Genomic DNA, 11,905 nt, shown 5'->3' on the forward strand with positions numbered 1-11,905 from the left:
AAGACCGCCCGGGAAACGTACGCGCCTAGGCCGCGGCGGCGCTCTTCGAGACCTTGTCGATTGCCATCAACGTTCTCAAAAGGGCTTCCAGCTTATCGAGCGGAACCATGTTGGGGCCGTCGCTCGGCGCGTTATCGGGGTCTTCGTGGGTTTCGATGAAGACACCCGCCACACCCACTGCCACGGCGGCACGCGCCAGCACGGGGACCATGCGGCGGTCACCGCCTGACGACGTGCCCTGCCCGCCCGGCTGCTGAACCGAGTGCGTTGCGTCGAAGATCACCGGCGCGCCCATGTCGGCCATGATCGGAAGGGCCCGCATGTCGGAGACCAGCGTGTTGTAGCCGAAGGAGGCTCCGCGCTCGGTGAGGAGCACGTTCGGGTTGCCGCTGGCCAAGATCTTCTGCATCACGTTCTTCATGTCCCAAGGTGCCAGGAACTGGCCTTTCTTGACATTGATCACGCGGCCAGTCTGGGCGGCGGCGACGAGAAGGTCGGTCTGGCGGCAGAGGAAGGCCGGGATCTGGAGGATGTCGACAACGGTCGCCACTTCCTTGCACTGGCCGATCTCGTGGATGTCGGTGATGGCCGGGAGGTTCATCTCCTTGCGGATGTCGGCGAAGACGGCGAGCGACTTTTCAAGGCCCATGCCGCGCTTGCCGCCGAGGCTGGTGCGGTTCGCCTTGTCGAAGCTCGACTTGTAGACGAGGCCGATGCCGAGGCGTTCGGCGATTTCCTTCAGCCGCCCCGCCATCATGAAGGCGTGGTCGCGGCTCTCCATCTGGCATGGTCCGGCGATCAGGGTGATCGGCAGCGCGTTGCTGAACTTCACGTTGCCGAGGGAGACGGTCGAATGAGCTGTCATGAGGGATACACCAGGAATGTGCCCGAGCCGTGGGCGTAAAGTTTGTTATTTTCGTCGAAGAGCTTGGCTTCCGCCGTGAACATGGTGCGGCCGCCGTGAATGACGGTGCCAGTGCAGAGCAGCCGCTTGACGCTCGCATCGAGCTTGCGGACGTAGTTCACCTTCAGTTCGATGGTACCGTAACCAATTCCGGCGGGCAGCCTCGTCTGGACGGCGCAACCCAACGCGGAATCGATCAGCGTCGCAGCATAGCCCCCGTGAACGCGCTGCTGCGGGTTGTAGAACTTGGGCGACGGGAAGGCCTCGAAGGTCGCGGTGCCATCGGCAACCGCGATCAGCCGCATGTTCATGGTCTCGGCCATGGCCGAGCCATGCCAGTCATTGATGCGCTGCCTCAGGTAGTCGAGGCCGCTCTGGGGGGCTGATTGGTTGTGCTCGGCGTCCATGCCAGTCCTACTTCTGCGGGGTCTGCATTAACCCAACGGTCTGGGGAATGGTAATGCCTTTTTCGCGGAACAAGGTCAGCACCTGGAAGCGAACCTCACTCGCGACAATGCCCGATGCGAAGACACTGGCCACATAGGCGCGCAGTTCGAAGTCGAGACCAGTTGGGCCAAAGCGTGCGAGGATCACACTGGGTTCAGGGCTGCTCAGAACCTTTTCGTGTTCGCGCACTGTATCGAGGAGCAGTTGCTTCACGGTCTCGGGGTCGCAATCATAGCCAACCGTCACGGCAACGAGGAAGCGGCCGATATTGTCGCCATGGGTCCAGTTCTTGACGGGTTCGAGAATGAGGTTGGTGTTGGGGACAATGATCGTGCAGTAGTCGAATGTCTCGATTTCAGTGGCACGCACATTGATGCGCTTGACGAGGCCTTCGCCCACGGGCAGCGCCACCCAGTCACCGACTCGTATGGGCCGTTCGGCCAGCAGGATCAGGCCGGAAATGAAATTGTTGACGATCGATTGCAGGCCGAAGCCGATGCCGACACCAAGCGCGCCGGCAACGATGGCGAGGTTCGAGAAGTCGAGGCCGGCGGCGGTCAGGGCGAAGCCCGCGGCAATGATGTAACCTGAATAGGACGCACCCTTGCGGATCGAATCCTGCACGCCCTTGTCGATCCGCGTGCTCGAGAGAACCCGGCGGTCAAGCCACTGGATGATCAGCCTGGTCAGCAGGATGCCGCCGCCGAGCATGAGCAGCAGCACCGTCACCGACCACGGCGAAATCGTCACTTCGCCAATTTTCACGCCGAAGACCGCCGTGACGAAGAGGCTGCCGAAGTTCACCCAGGTGACCGTCCACAACAAGAAGAGAAGCGGAAGGCCGGTCAGCACCAGCATGAAGTCGGCAAGGATGCGGAAGACCAGCCCCAGGCGCTCGATGGCGCGCTCGCCCAGCCCGGTGATGCGCCGCAGGAACTTCCCAAACCGGCTATGCGGATCGAAACTCGCCGTGACAGCCGCGTCGGACAGGTGATGAATCAGGAACAGCGCCGTGAGCAGCATTGCCGTCCGGAACATTTGCTGGGCGATATAAGTGGCCAGCGAGAGATAGCCCATGAGCAACGCGCCGAAGCCGGTGGCGATGATTGCCCAGATCACCGGCGTCAGGGGCGCAACCCAGCGGAAATAGACCTTGCGGCCGGCCATATCCGAAAGGCCGTTCTGGTTGCGAAGCGTGAAGACGATGAGGCTGAGCAGGACCAGCATCGCAAGGGACGCGGCCGCCGACTGGCCGATGGTATAGGTCACCGGCATGAACAGCGCGTTGGCGAGTTCCAGAAGATTGCGATGCCCCACCGCGATGAACGCGGCAAGCCCGATCAGAACGGGGAGGCGCGCTGCAGCCCTGTCGTCGATGTCGATGATGCGCCACGCGCTCTTTCCGGGTGCTGCGATTCGCCGCGCGAACATGTAATAGAGCGTGGTGCCGAGCAGGGTCTGGAAAACGACGTTCGTGACGAGTTGGAACCGCGGTGTGGCGTATCCGCCCGCCTCGAGGGCAAGATAGATCGGAACGGCAAATATGAAGACGGCCGCAACACTGGTGATCAGCCCGCGAACGACCCGCCAAAGCCGGCTGATGTCGTCGGGCATATGATCAGGTACCGCGTGCGCTTGCGTCCAGCGCTGGAACCAGCGGGAAATCGCAATATAGCCACTCGCAAACACGACAATGAACAGCGGGATCAGGCTCAGCCAGAAAGGATTGGCCGTCGGGCCGACGTCAGCCCACCAGTTTGTCAGGAGAACGCCCGCGCGGGACGCCAGAAGGCCCACGCCGCGGCCCATGTCGATCCAGAGCGCCGGATTGACGATCGACCGGCCGGATTCGAAAATTCGCTGAAAGAACTGTTCGCGTTGAAGCGCGCCAATCCGACCAGCCAATTGCTCGGCCTCGACCGCGAGCACGTCGAGTTGCGACTTGCTGCTCTGGAGCCGGTCCAGTGTCGCCTGCAGGTCCTTGCGCGCCTCGGCAACTGCGGCGGGCTCCGACTTTCCGTCAGGCGGGACAGGCCCCAGCGAAGCAAACTGCTGCTTCACTTCAGAAATGGGTACGGCGAGCTTTAGGGATTGCTCAAGCGCCCTGCTCCGGATCAACTCGAGATCGACACGATGCTTGGCCAACAGTTCTGCGGTCAGGGCCGGGTTGCCGATATCCTGCGTGATCCGCGTGATGTCGGCGCGCATTTCCTGCGCCACGCGCTCACTCTGGCCGGTGATGGCCGTGTCATAGGCAAGTGCTAGGGCGAGCGACAGCCAGAGTGCGCAGAGGGCCGCTACTGCGATCCTCGCGAACTTCATTCCTCAGACCAGCCGGCTTTGATCGATCGCCGCCGCGATGAACGAGCTGAACAGCGGATGCGGATCGAAGGGCTTCGACTTCAATTCAGGATGATACTGAACGCCAATGAACCAGGGGTGATCCGGATATTCGACGGTCTCTGGGAGCAATCCATCGGGCGACATGCCTGCGAAGCTCATGCCGGCTTTCTCCAGTGCCTCACGATAATGGGTGTTCACCTCATAACGGTGCCGATGGCGTTCGGAGATGTGGTTGGACCCATAGATCTCGGCGATCTTGCTGCCGGGCTTCAAATTCGCGTCGAATGCGCCAAGCCGCATCGTGCCGCCAAGATCGCCGCCGGCCTTGCGGATTTCGAGTTCGTTGCCCTTCATCCACTCCGTCATGGTGCCCACGACGGGTTCGGTTGTCTCACCGAATTCGGTCGAGCTTGCATTCTCGATGCCACACAGCTCGCGCGCCGCCTCGATGCAGGCCATCTGCATACCGAAGCAGATTCCGAAGTAAGGCACCTTGCGGGTGCGGGCGAATGTTGCCGCCTTGATCTTGCCTTCCGAGCCGCGCTCGCCGAAACCGCCAGGCACCAGAATGCCATGAACGCCTTCGAGATAGGGCGCGGGATCTTCCTTCTCGAACACTTCCGACTCGATCCAGTCGAGATTGACTTTCACCTTGTTGGCGATGCCGCCATGGACGAGCGCTTCCTGCAGCGACTTGTAGGCGTCAAGAAGGCCCGTATACTTGCCGACGACAGCGATGTTCACCTCACCCTCGGGCTGGGTGATGCGGTGCATGATGTCGGTCCAGCGCGACAGGTCGGGCTCGCGCACATCCTTGAAGCCGAAGTTCTCGAGGACTTCCTTGTCCAGTCCCTCAAGATGATAGGCGCGAGGAACATCGTAGATTGACTTGACATCGAGCGCCTGAATCACGGCCGAGGGGCGCACGTTGCAGAACAGCGCGATCTTGCGGCGCTCGTTTACCGGAATTTCCCGGTCCGCGCGGCAGAGCAGGATGTCCGGCTGGATGCCGATGGAGCGAAGCTCCTTCACCGAATGCTGTGTGGGCTTGGTTTTCAGTTCGCCTGCTGTCGGGATGTAGGGCAGCAGGGTCAAGTGGATATAGAGGCAATCGCCGCGCGGCTGCTCCTGCCCGAACTGGCGGATGGCTTCGAAGAACGGCAGGCCTTCGATGTCGCCCACGGTGCCGCCGATCTCGACCAGCACGAAATCGAAGCCGTCGTTGCCGGTCCTGATGAAATCCTTGATGGCGTCCGTAACGTGAGGAATGACCTGCACGGTGCCACCAAGGAAATCGCCCCGCCGTTCCTTGGCGATGATGTCCTGATAGATGCGGCCGGTGGTGATGTTGTCCTGCTTGTTGGCGTGCCGGCCGGTGAAGCGCTCGTAGTGGCCGAGGTCCAGGTCGGTTTCAGCCCCGTCGTCGGTCACGAAGACCTCGCCGTGCTGGTACGGGCTCATGGTGCCCGGATCGACGTTCAGATAGGGGTCGAGTTTGCGCAGCCGGACTGAAAAGCCGCGGGCCTGCAGCAACGCACCGAGTGCTGCCGATGCCAGGCCCTTGCCAAGTGAGGAGACCACGCCGCCAGTAATGAAAATATATCGCGCCATGGAATTTCACCCTACCCGGTTCAAAACACGATTCGAAGCCCGGAAACGGAGTTTCCGGGCTTTGTGGATAACTGCATGGCCGATTACGGGTTGACCGGAACCTGCGGCTGGGCGGGAGCCGCCGGAGCCGGAGCCAGATTGGGCAGCGGAGCGTTGCCGGAACCGTCGGCGGGAGCCTGCTGGCCACCGGTGGCGGCGGGCGGGGTCAGGCTGTCGATCACCGAGTTCGAGCCGCCCCGGGTTGCAAGCACGGTCAGCGCAATGGATGTGATGAAGAAACCGACCGCCAGATAGGCAGTGGTGCGGGTCAAGGCATTGCCAACACCCCTCGCCGAGAACAGGTTTCCCGAGCCACCGCCGCCGCCGCCAATTCCCAGCGCTCCACCCTCGGACCGCTGCAGCAGGATCACGCCGATGAGGCCGAGCGCAATGAGGAGATGGACGACGAGAAGGACTTGTTCCATGGCGGTGCTGGCTTTCCGAGCGAATTCGAGGTGGCTTTACAGAGTTCATATGGGGAAAGCAACCCGCCCCGCCAAGGCTTGCTTTCCGGCCAGAAGGTGCCAGAGTTCCCCGGTCCATCAACGGAGGATGCCATGCCCGCCTATATCATTGCCGATGTCACAGTGACGGACCCAGAGGGATACGAAGCGTATCGGGCACGGGTTCCGGCCGTCATTGCCGCCCATGGCGGACGCTATCTGGCACGCGGTGGCGCGATCATGACTCTCGAAGGCGAGTGGAACCTTGGCCGCTGCGTCATTCTCGAATTCCCGGACATGGCCCATGTGAAAGTCTTCTGGGAGTCTGCCGAATATGCTCCTTTGAGGGCAATCCGCGAGAGCTGCGCCACGTCGCGGCTGGTGGCGGTCGAGGGATACAGTCCTCCGTCAGCCTAGCAGGGACTTCAATCGAAGGCGTGGGCGAGAAACGCGAAGCTCCACGCGATCAGCAGGATGCCGGTGAGCCGGGACAGCCATTGCCCCCGGACCACGATCTTCTCCATAAACACCAGAATGGCCAGGCCCACGATCCAGTAAAGGTTCATGATGCCTCCAAAGAACAGGATCAGCATCAGTCCGAAGCAGCAGCCGAGGCAGATGGCGCCATGATGAACACCCATGCCAAAAGCTCCCCAAAGGCCCGGCCGCCAGTGCCGGGAGAGGAATTGGAGCGGCCCCTGGCATTGCCGGAGGCAGGCCTGCTTCATCGGGGAAAGCTGGTAGGCACCCGCGTAGAGCAATATGAGACCGGCAAAGACGAAGCTCGTGCCGTTCATCATGAAGGGCGACAGAAGCCCTGCCACCTCGAAAGCCCATTGGAAAGCCGCAGCCAGAACGCTGAACAGACCCCATACCGACAGGTAGCCAGCTGAAAACATGGCTGTGGGCCAAAGGCTGACAGGGTTTCCGGACCGTGTGCGGGTCCCCCTGTCGATCTGCGCATGAAGCAGTATCACGGGCGCGGCACTCGGCAGCATCATGGCGATCATCATGATCCACCACATGGCAGCCATGGTCGCGGCATAGCCCGGAGTCCAGTCCATGGGCGTGGCGGCGTGTGAGAGCGCTCCCGTTGCCATGCTCCACGATGTCATGGCAAAGGTGCTCATGCCCGTTCCCGCGCCAGCAAGCAGATAAGCCCAACTGCCGATGGCCACCGCGCACAGACAAGCAATCACGACAGTCTTGTCATGCTTCAGGGGCCAATCAATCCAACGGTCTCCGGCCATGGGCTGACCTCGGAGCTGGAATCTTCAGGTGAGTGGGAAGCGCCGGCGCGATTCTGCCAGATCATACTTGAGGCCGTTCGGCCCCCACGCCACATGAGCCATCGAACTATGCGTGCGATTGAGATCGAACCTGATGCCACCGGTCGCCTTGGCGAATCCCGCCGCACTTTCCGCCTCGTGGAACACCCAGCCGTCGGGAAGCACGGTGATCATGCGATGGGCTTCGTCGGTTACCGGATTGCGGATCGGTTCGCTGCTGGCGCGGAGAACCTGAGGGATATTGATGCGGGCCTTGCGGTTCTTGATGTCCCACTCGAAATCGATCTTTGTGAAAGCCGGATCCAGAATCTTCTCCACGATCAAGCTGAAGATCTGGAACATCGTGCCGGGACGCTGATCGGCGCCGCCCAGAATGTAGAAGATCGCATCCTTCTGCTCATCCGATATGGTGTCCTCCAGAATGGGCTGCATCTGTCCTTGCCCATGGTGGATGGCCCGCGGGAAGTAGAAAGTTGCGACAACTTTCATGCCGTCCAGGGAAACTCCGTCACAGTGACCCTTGTCGATCTGGAAAGCGACCGCGCCGGTGCAGTGGCCCATCGTCGGCGGAGCCATTGACTCGCACGGGCACCCCAGATCACAGCTGCAATATTCGACGTAACGCCCCTCGATCGACCAATCACGACCTGCCATGATGCTCTCCTCATGTGCCGCGGGAACTAACTTACATTGCACTTGAACCAAGCCCACGTCTACAAATCAGGCCGTGTATCAGTTGCCGGGCAGCACCAGGAGTTTCGGTGTATCGGGCAACGTGTTGGCCGATACGATACGCTCCGGCGTCGAGGACGTTTCGAGTTCGAAGTCCTTGCCCATTGTCGCGATGAAACGGTTGAGTGTGGTTGGGCCAAAATAATGCATGGGGATAACGATGCGGGCCTTGATGGTTCGCATCACCTCCAGCATTTCCGCCTGCCCCATCGTGTAACCGCCATCGACCGGCACCATAACGATGTCGAGGCGTCCGATCATTCCGATGTGCTCGGCGCCGAGCAGGTGATGGAGATGGCCCAGATGGCCGATGCAAAGCCCTGCGACCTCGAAGATGAAGATGGAATTGCCGTCCTTCTGTCGGCCGACCATGCCGCCGCGGATGTCTGTCGTGACGTTCCGGACGCGGATGTCACCAATTTCCTCGTCCACGACGGCTGGCCCGCCTTCCGGATTCCAGCCGCGAAGCACGTGCTTGATCGCAGGGTCCGGCATGTCCGTGTAATGCGATGAGTGAGCGCGGTTCATGGTCACCGCATCAGGCACAATGCCAGCCGAATAACCTGCGAAGTCGGTGATGACCCTCGTTCCACCGGGGCTTTCGATGATGAAGCTCGAATGACCGATATAAGTGAGTTTCACCTGGTCGGCCTCGAGAGCGGCCGGAGTATAGGAGACCGGAACCACGCGGGGTTCATTCGATGCCATGGCAAGGCAGTCGCTCTGGAGGGCGGCGGCGGGCGCAACACTCCCCAGAAAAAGCACGGCAGCCAGAATCACATTCCGCATGTCGCTCTCCCTCGAAACCCGAGCCTTCAGGGCAAGCGTGGCAAAACTATGAAGCCGTCCCCGCCTTAGCCCTGTACCGGAAGGTGCAGCAGGCTGCTCCTTCCATAATCGTCTGCTTACGTTCGAGAGTGATGTTCGGGTCATAGCCTTCGCAGAACACCCCGTCACGATTGCATGACAGCAGGTGTCCGATCTTGCCGAGGCCCATTTCCTTATAGGTTTCGGCATAGCGGCAGCGCGTGACGTTGAAGTCGAAGGCCTCGTCATCGGCCCGGAGCACGTCCATTTCCAGCGCGCCACCGGCGGTCCAAAGCTCATAGAGCTTGATCAGGCCGGCCATGGAGGTCTGGCCGCCGGCCTGATCCGCGAAATACCGTCCCTCGGCGACAGCCGCCTTGCGCACGGCGGCGTCGAGAATGGCACTGGCCTTCTCTTCGCCAATCTGTTCCACCATCTCGGCATAAATCGGGCCGATGACCTGCGCCTGCAGCGTGCGCTTGATGAGGGTCGGTATCTCTGCCATCAGGTGTAAACCTTTATGATACCCAGGAAATCGGCGGCCTTGAGGCTGGCGCCGCCGACCAGCGCACCGTTGACGTTGGGCTGGCTCATGAGTTCGGCGGCGTTCGACGGCTTAACCGAGCCGCCGTAGAGAATGCGGGTTGCCGTCCCTTCGGCGCCCATGATGGCGGCGAGTTCCTTGCGGATATGGGCATGGACCTCGGCCACTTCCGCCGTGGTGGGCGTCAGCCCCGTGCCGATGGCCCAGACCGGCTCATAGGCGATGACAGTGTGGGCGGCATCGGAGTTCTCCGGGACCGATCCCTTGAGCTGGCGCGATACCACTTCCAGAGTCTTGCCGGCCTTGCGCTCTTCAAGAGTTTCGCCGATGCAGATGATGGCGGTAAGCCCTGCCCGCTGCACGCCCTTGGCTTTCTTCTGGATGGTCTCGTCGGTTTCGCCGTGATTGGTCCGGCGCTCGGAATGTCCGACGATGATGGCGGAGCAACCCGCTTCCTTCAGCATCTCGGGCGAAATGTCTCCGGTGTGGGCGCCCGACGGGTTCCAGTGCGAATCCTGGCCGCCCACCTTGATCTTCGTACCCTTCAGCACCGACTTCACGCGGCGCAGGATGATGGCGGGCGGGCAGACCATGACGTCGGCCTTGAGCCTCACGTCCTTCAGCATCGCGGCAAGCAGGCGCGGCTCCTTCAGCATTGTGAGGCTGCCGTTCATCTTCCAGTTTCCGGCGACCAGCGGCCGCGGCCCTTCACTTGCCATCATTTCCCTCCAAGTCCTTGAAAACGCCTCTTAGCAGACGCATCCCGGACTTGCGAGGGGGTGATCGCCTACCTATAGTGCGCCGCGCCCGAACGGGCATACAGATCGAAAGGGACGACCTTACATGATGGAATCCATGCGCAATGCCGCCAAAGGCTGGGTGGCGAAGGTGCTCATCGGCCTGCTCGCCGTGAGCTTCGGCGTATGGGGAATAGCCGACGTGTTCACGGGCTATGCCACGGGCTATCTCGCCAAGGTTGGAAAGACCGAAATTTCGGCCGAACAGTATTCAAATGCGTTCAGCCAGTACCTGCAGAATTTCTCGCGGCAGACGGGTCAGGCCCTGTCTCCGGAGGATGCGCGCAAGCTGGGCGTGGACCGGGCAGTCCTGAACGACCTCATCCAGACGGCGGCGATCGACAACGAGGGCACGAAGCTGAACCTCGCCGTATCGGACACCTACCTCGCCAAGGACCTCATGGACAACAAGGCGTTCCAGGACGCATCCGGCAAGTTCGACGCCGAGCAGTTCAAGCGCCTGTTGGCATCGAATGGCCTGAGCGAAGCCGCATTCTTCGCCGGGGAGCGTCAACGCCTGCTGCGCGAGGCGCTGACGGGCACGGCGGCCGAGGGCTTCCCCGTCAGCCAGTCCTTGCTCGAGGCGCAGTATCGTCACAGGAATGAGCAGCGCGACGTGCGCTTCTTCGTCGTGACCACCGCCGACACCGAAGTCGCGGCTCCCACCGACGACGAGATCAAGGCCGAATATGAGGCCAACCCAGCCGCGTATACCGCGCCCGAATATCGTTCCATCGCAGTGATGAAGGCTGAACCTGCCGACATCGCCTCCAAGGTGACGCTCTCCGAGGCCGAGATCACCGAAGGATACGAGAAGTTCAAGGGTGAATACTTCACGCCCGAGACCCGCACGATCCTGCAGATTTCATTCCCCACGCTTGAGGAAGCCAAGGCCGCCAAGGACAAGCTGGCGGCTGGCGCAGATTTCATGGCGCTGGCCAAGGAACGCGGCTTCAGCGAGCAGGACGTGACCTTCGCGGACAAGACCAAGGCGGACTTCCTCGATCCGGCCATCGCCGATGCGGCCTTCACGCTTGCAGAAGGTGCCGTGAGCGAGCCGATCAAGGGCGCGCTGGCGACGGTGCTGGTGAAGGCTGTCAAAATCTCGCCCGAACATCAGGCCACACTTGACGAGGTGAAGGCACAACTCACGTCTCGCCTGCAGCTCGAAAGGGCCCGTGAGGAAATCCAGTCGATCTACGACGCCGTCGAGGATGCGCGCGCCGCCCAGACCAAGTTCGAGGACATTGCATCGAAAGCCGGCATTCCGTTCCAGCTCATCGCCGCGAGCGATGCGTCGGGCAAGGACAAGGACGGCAAGGACATCGACATGCCCCACAAGGCTGACCTTCTGAGGGCCGCCTTCACGAGCGACGTCGGCGTCGAGAACGATGCGATCTCGCTCGATGACGGTTATGTCTGGTACGAAGTCCGCGAAGTCATCCCCTCCGCGGTGAAGCCGCTGGATGTGGTCAAGGAGCAGGCCAGGGCGGCGGTCATATCGGCCAAGGCGCGCGCCATCTCAGAGGAAAAGGCGAAAAAGCTCGTGGAGCGTGCCAGGGGCGGCACGAGGATCGAGGAACTCGCCACCGAGGCTGGTGCCGAGATGAAATCAGCGCAGGGCCTTCGCCGCAACGAAAGCGACCTGAACTTTGATGTCGATGCGGTGTCCGCCATCTTCGCGGTGCCAGAGAACGGGTTTGCCTTTGCGGTTGAACCCGGCGGGCGCTCGGCCAAGATCATGCAGTCGCAAGCCGTGCTCCTGCCCGCCTTCGACCCCGCCGCGCAGGACGTGAAAGCCGAATCGGATCGGATGAAGGCCCAGGTCGCCAGCGATGCGCTGTCGGGCTATCTCGTGGCGCTGCAGGAGGAAGCAGGCGTCGACATCAATGATACGGTCTGGCGAAACATCTCAGGACAGCAGACGCAATAATTCCCGAGATTCCCTT

At 61.5% G+C, this 11,905-nt stretch carries 12 protein-coding genes; 2 read left to right on the forward strand and 10 right to left on the reverse strand.

All coding sequences use genetic code 11. From position 1 onward, the window contains the following. Positions 1-25 precede the first annotated feature (25 nt). The 5 genes from kdsA to secG all read right to left on the reverse strand — a co-directional run bounded on the left by kdsA (position 26) and on the right by secG (position 5,769). The gene (kdsA, locus tag ACEW8Q_RS05210; protein ID WP_373502995.1) at positions 26-865 is read right to left on the reverse strand and encodes a 3-deoxy-8-phosphooctulonate synthase; all 840 of its coding nucleotides are present in this window, start codon (positions 863-865) and stop codon (positions 26-28) included. Next, positions 862-1,311, reverse strand: coding sequence for a PaaI family thioesterase (locus ACEW8Q_RS05215; RefSeq protein ID WP_373502996.1), 450 nt, complete (start codon positions 1,309-1,311; stop codon positions 862-864). The genes kdsA and ACEW8Q_RS05215 overlap by 4 nt, the downstream gene beginning before the upstream one ends. Positions 1,312-1,318: 7 nt before the next feature. Continuing rightward, positions 1,319-3,673: a DUF3772 domain-containing protein gene (locus ACEW8Q_RS05220; protein WP_373502997.1), complete on the reverse strand. Its 2,355-nt coding sequence runs from the start codon at positions 3,671-3,673 to the stop codon at positions 1,319-1,321. Positions 3,674-3,676: 3 nt separating this feature from the next. Then, on the reverse strand, positions 3,677-5,305 hold the full coding sequence (locus tag ACEW8Q_RS05225; protein WP_373502998.1) for a CTP synthase: 1,629 nt from the start codon (positions 5,303-5,305) through the stop codon (positions 3,677-3,679). Positions 5,306-5,388: 83 nt separating this feature from the next. After that, complete coding sequence (gene secG, locus ACEW8Q_RS05230) at positions 5,389-5,769, reverse strand: preprotein translocase subunit SecG (RefSeq protein WP_373502999.1); 381 nt, start codon at positions 5,767-5,769, stop codon at positions 5,389-5,391. A gap of 132 nt (positions 5,770-5,901) precedes the next feature. On the opposite strand from secG, the gene ACEW8Q_RS05235 reads away from it, so the two are divergent. Then, on the forward strand, positions 5,902-6,204 hold the full coding sequence (locus ACEW8Q_RS05235) for a DUF1330 domain-containing protein (RefSeq protein ID WP_373503000.1): 303 nt from the start codon (positions 5,902-5,904) through the stop codon (positions 6,202-6,204). A gap of 8 nt (positions 6,205-6,212) precedes the next feature. Here the strand turns inward: ACEW8Q_RS05235 and ACEW8Q_RS05240 are convergent, their stop codons facing one another. The 5 genes from ACEW8Q_RS05240 to tpiA form a co-directional block, all read right to left on the reverse strand. Further along, a complete protein-coding gene (locus ACEW8Q_RS05240) occupies positions 6,213-6,917 on the reverse strand; it encodes a DUF2182 domain-containing protein (protein WP_373503001.1) in 705 nt (234 codons plus the stop codon). Between the two features lie 144 nt (positions 6,918-7,061). Continuing rightward, entirely contained in the window at positions 7,062-7,730 is a 669-nt protein-coding gene (locus tag ACEW8Q_RS05245; RefSeq protein WP_373503002.1) for a DUF1326 domain-containing protein, read from the reverse strand. Between the two features lie 78 nt (positions 7,731-7,808). Beyond that, positions 7,809-8,597: an MBL fold metallo-hydrolase gene (locus ACEW8Q_RS05250; protein WP_373503003.1), complete on the reverse strand. Its 789-nt coding sequence runs from the start codon at positions 8,595-8,597 to the stop codon at positions 7,809-7,811. A 46-nt stretch (positions 8,598-8,643) separates the two neighbouring features. Beyond that, positions 8,644-9,120 (reverse strand): L-2-amino-thiazoline-4-carboxylic acid hydrolase, encoded by a 477-nt coding sequence (locus ACEW8Q_RS05255; protein WP_373503004.1) that lies wholly within the window; start codon positions 9,118-9,120, stop codon positions 8,644-8,646. After that, positions 9,120-9,878 carry a triose-phosphate isomerase gene (gene tpiA / locus ACEW8Q_RS05260; protein WP_373503026.1) on the reverse strand — a complete coding sequence of 253 codons (759 nt, stop codon included), beginning with the start codon at positions 9,876-9,878 and terminating at the stop codon, positions 9,120-9,122. Before tpiA ends, ACEW8Q_RS05255 begins: the two co-directional genes overlap by 1 nt. 124 nt (positions 9,879-10,002) lie before the next feature. Here tpiA and ACEW8Q_RS05265 point away from each other — a divergent pair, with 124 nt between their 5' ends. Further along, a complete protein-coding gene (locus ACEW8Q_RS05265) occupies positions 10,003-11,889 on the forward strand; it encodes a SurA N-terminal domain-containing protein (protein WP_373503005.1) in 1,887 nt (628 codons plus the stop codon). Positions 11,890-11,905: the final 16 nt, after the last annotated feature.

The sequence above is a fragment of the Aestuariivirga sp. genome (assembly GCF_041738905.1).
Taxonomy (GTDB): domain Bacteria; phylum Pseudomonadota; class Alphaproteobacteria; order Rhizobiales; family Aestuariivirgaceae; genus Aestuariivirga.

Excerpts from the sequence above, each read along its gene's own strand:
- kdsA (WP_373502995.1), bottom strand. The coding sequence starts at position 865 with ATGACAGCTCATTCGACCGTCTCCCTCGGCAACGTGAAGTTCAGCAAC.
- ACEW8Q_RS05215 (WP_373502996.1), bottom strand. The coding sequence starts at position 1,311 with ATGGACGCCGAGCACAACCAATCAGCCCCCCAGAGCGGCCTCGACTAC.
- ACEW8Q_RS05220 (WP_373502997.1), bottom strand. The coding sequence starts at position 3,673 with ATGAAGTTCGCGAGGATCGCAGTAGCGGCCCTCTGCGCACTCTGGCTG.
- ACEW8Q_RS05225 (WP_373502998.1), bottom strand. The coding sequence starts at position 5,305 with ATGGCGCGATATATTTTCATTACTGGCGGCGTGGTCTCCTCACTTGGC.
- secG (WP_373502999.1), bottom strand. The coding sequence starts at position 5,769 with ATGGAACAAGTCCTTCTCGTCGTCCATCTCCTCATTGCGCTCGGCCTC.
- ACEW8Q_RS05235 (WP_373503000.1), top strand. The coding sequence starts at position 5,902 with ATGCCCGCCTATATCATTGCCGATGTCACAGTGACGGACCCAGAGGGA.
- ACEW8Q_RS05240 (WP_373503001.1), bottom strand. The coding sequence starts at position 6,917 with ATGAGCACCTTTGCCATGACATCGTGGAGCATGGCAACGGGAGCGCTC.
- ACEW8Q_RS05245 (WP_373503002.1), bottom strand. The coding sequence starts at position 7,730 with ATGGCAGGTCGTGATTGGTCGATCGAGGGGCGTTACGTCGAATATTGC.
- ACEW8Q_RS05250 (WP_373503003.1), bottom strand. The coding sequence starts at position 8,597 with ATGCGGAATGTGATTCTGGCTGCCGTGCTTTTTCTGGGGAGTGTTGCG.
- ACEW8Q_RS05255 (WP_373503004.1), bottom strand. The coding sequence starts at position 9,120 with ATGGCAGAGATACCGACCCTCATCAAGCGCACGCTGCAGGCGCAGGTC.
- tpiA (WP_373503026.1), bottom strand. The coding sequence starts at position 9,878 with ATGGCAAGTGAAGGGCCGCGGCCGCTGGTCGCCGGAAACTGGAAGATG.
- ACEW8Q_RS05265 (WP_373503005.1), top strand. The coding sequence starts at position 10,003 with ATGATGGAATCCATGCGCAATGCCGCCAAAGGCTGGGTGGCGAAGGTG.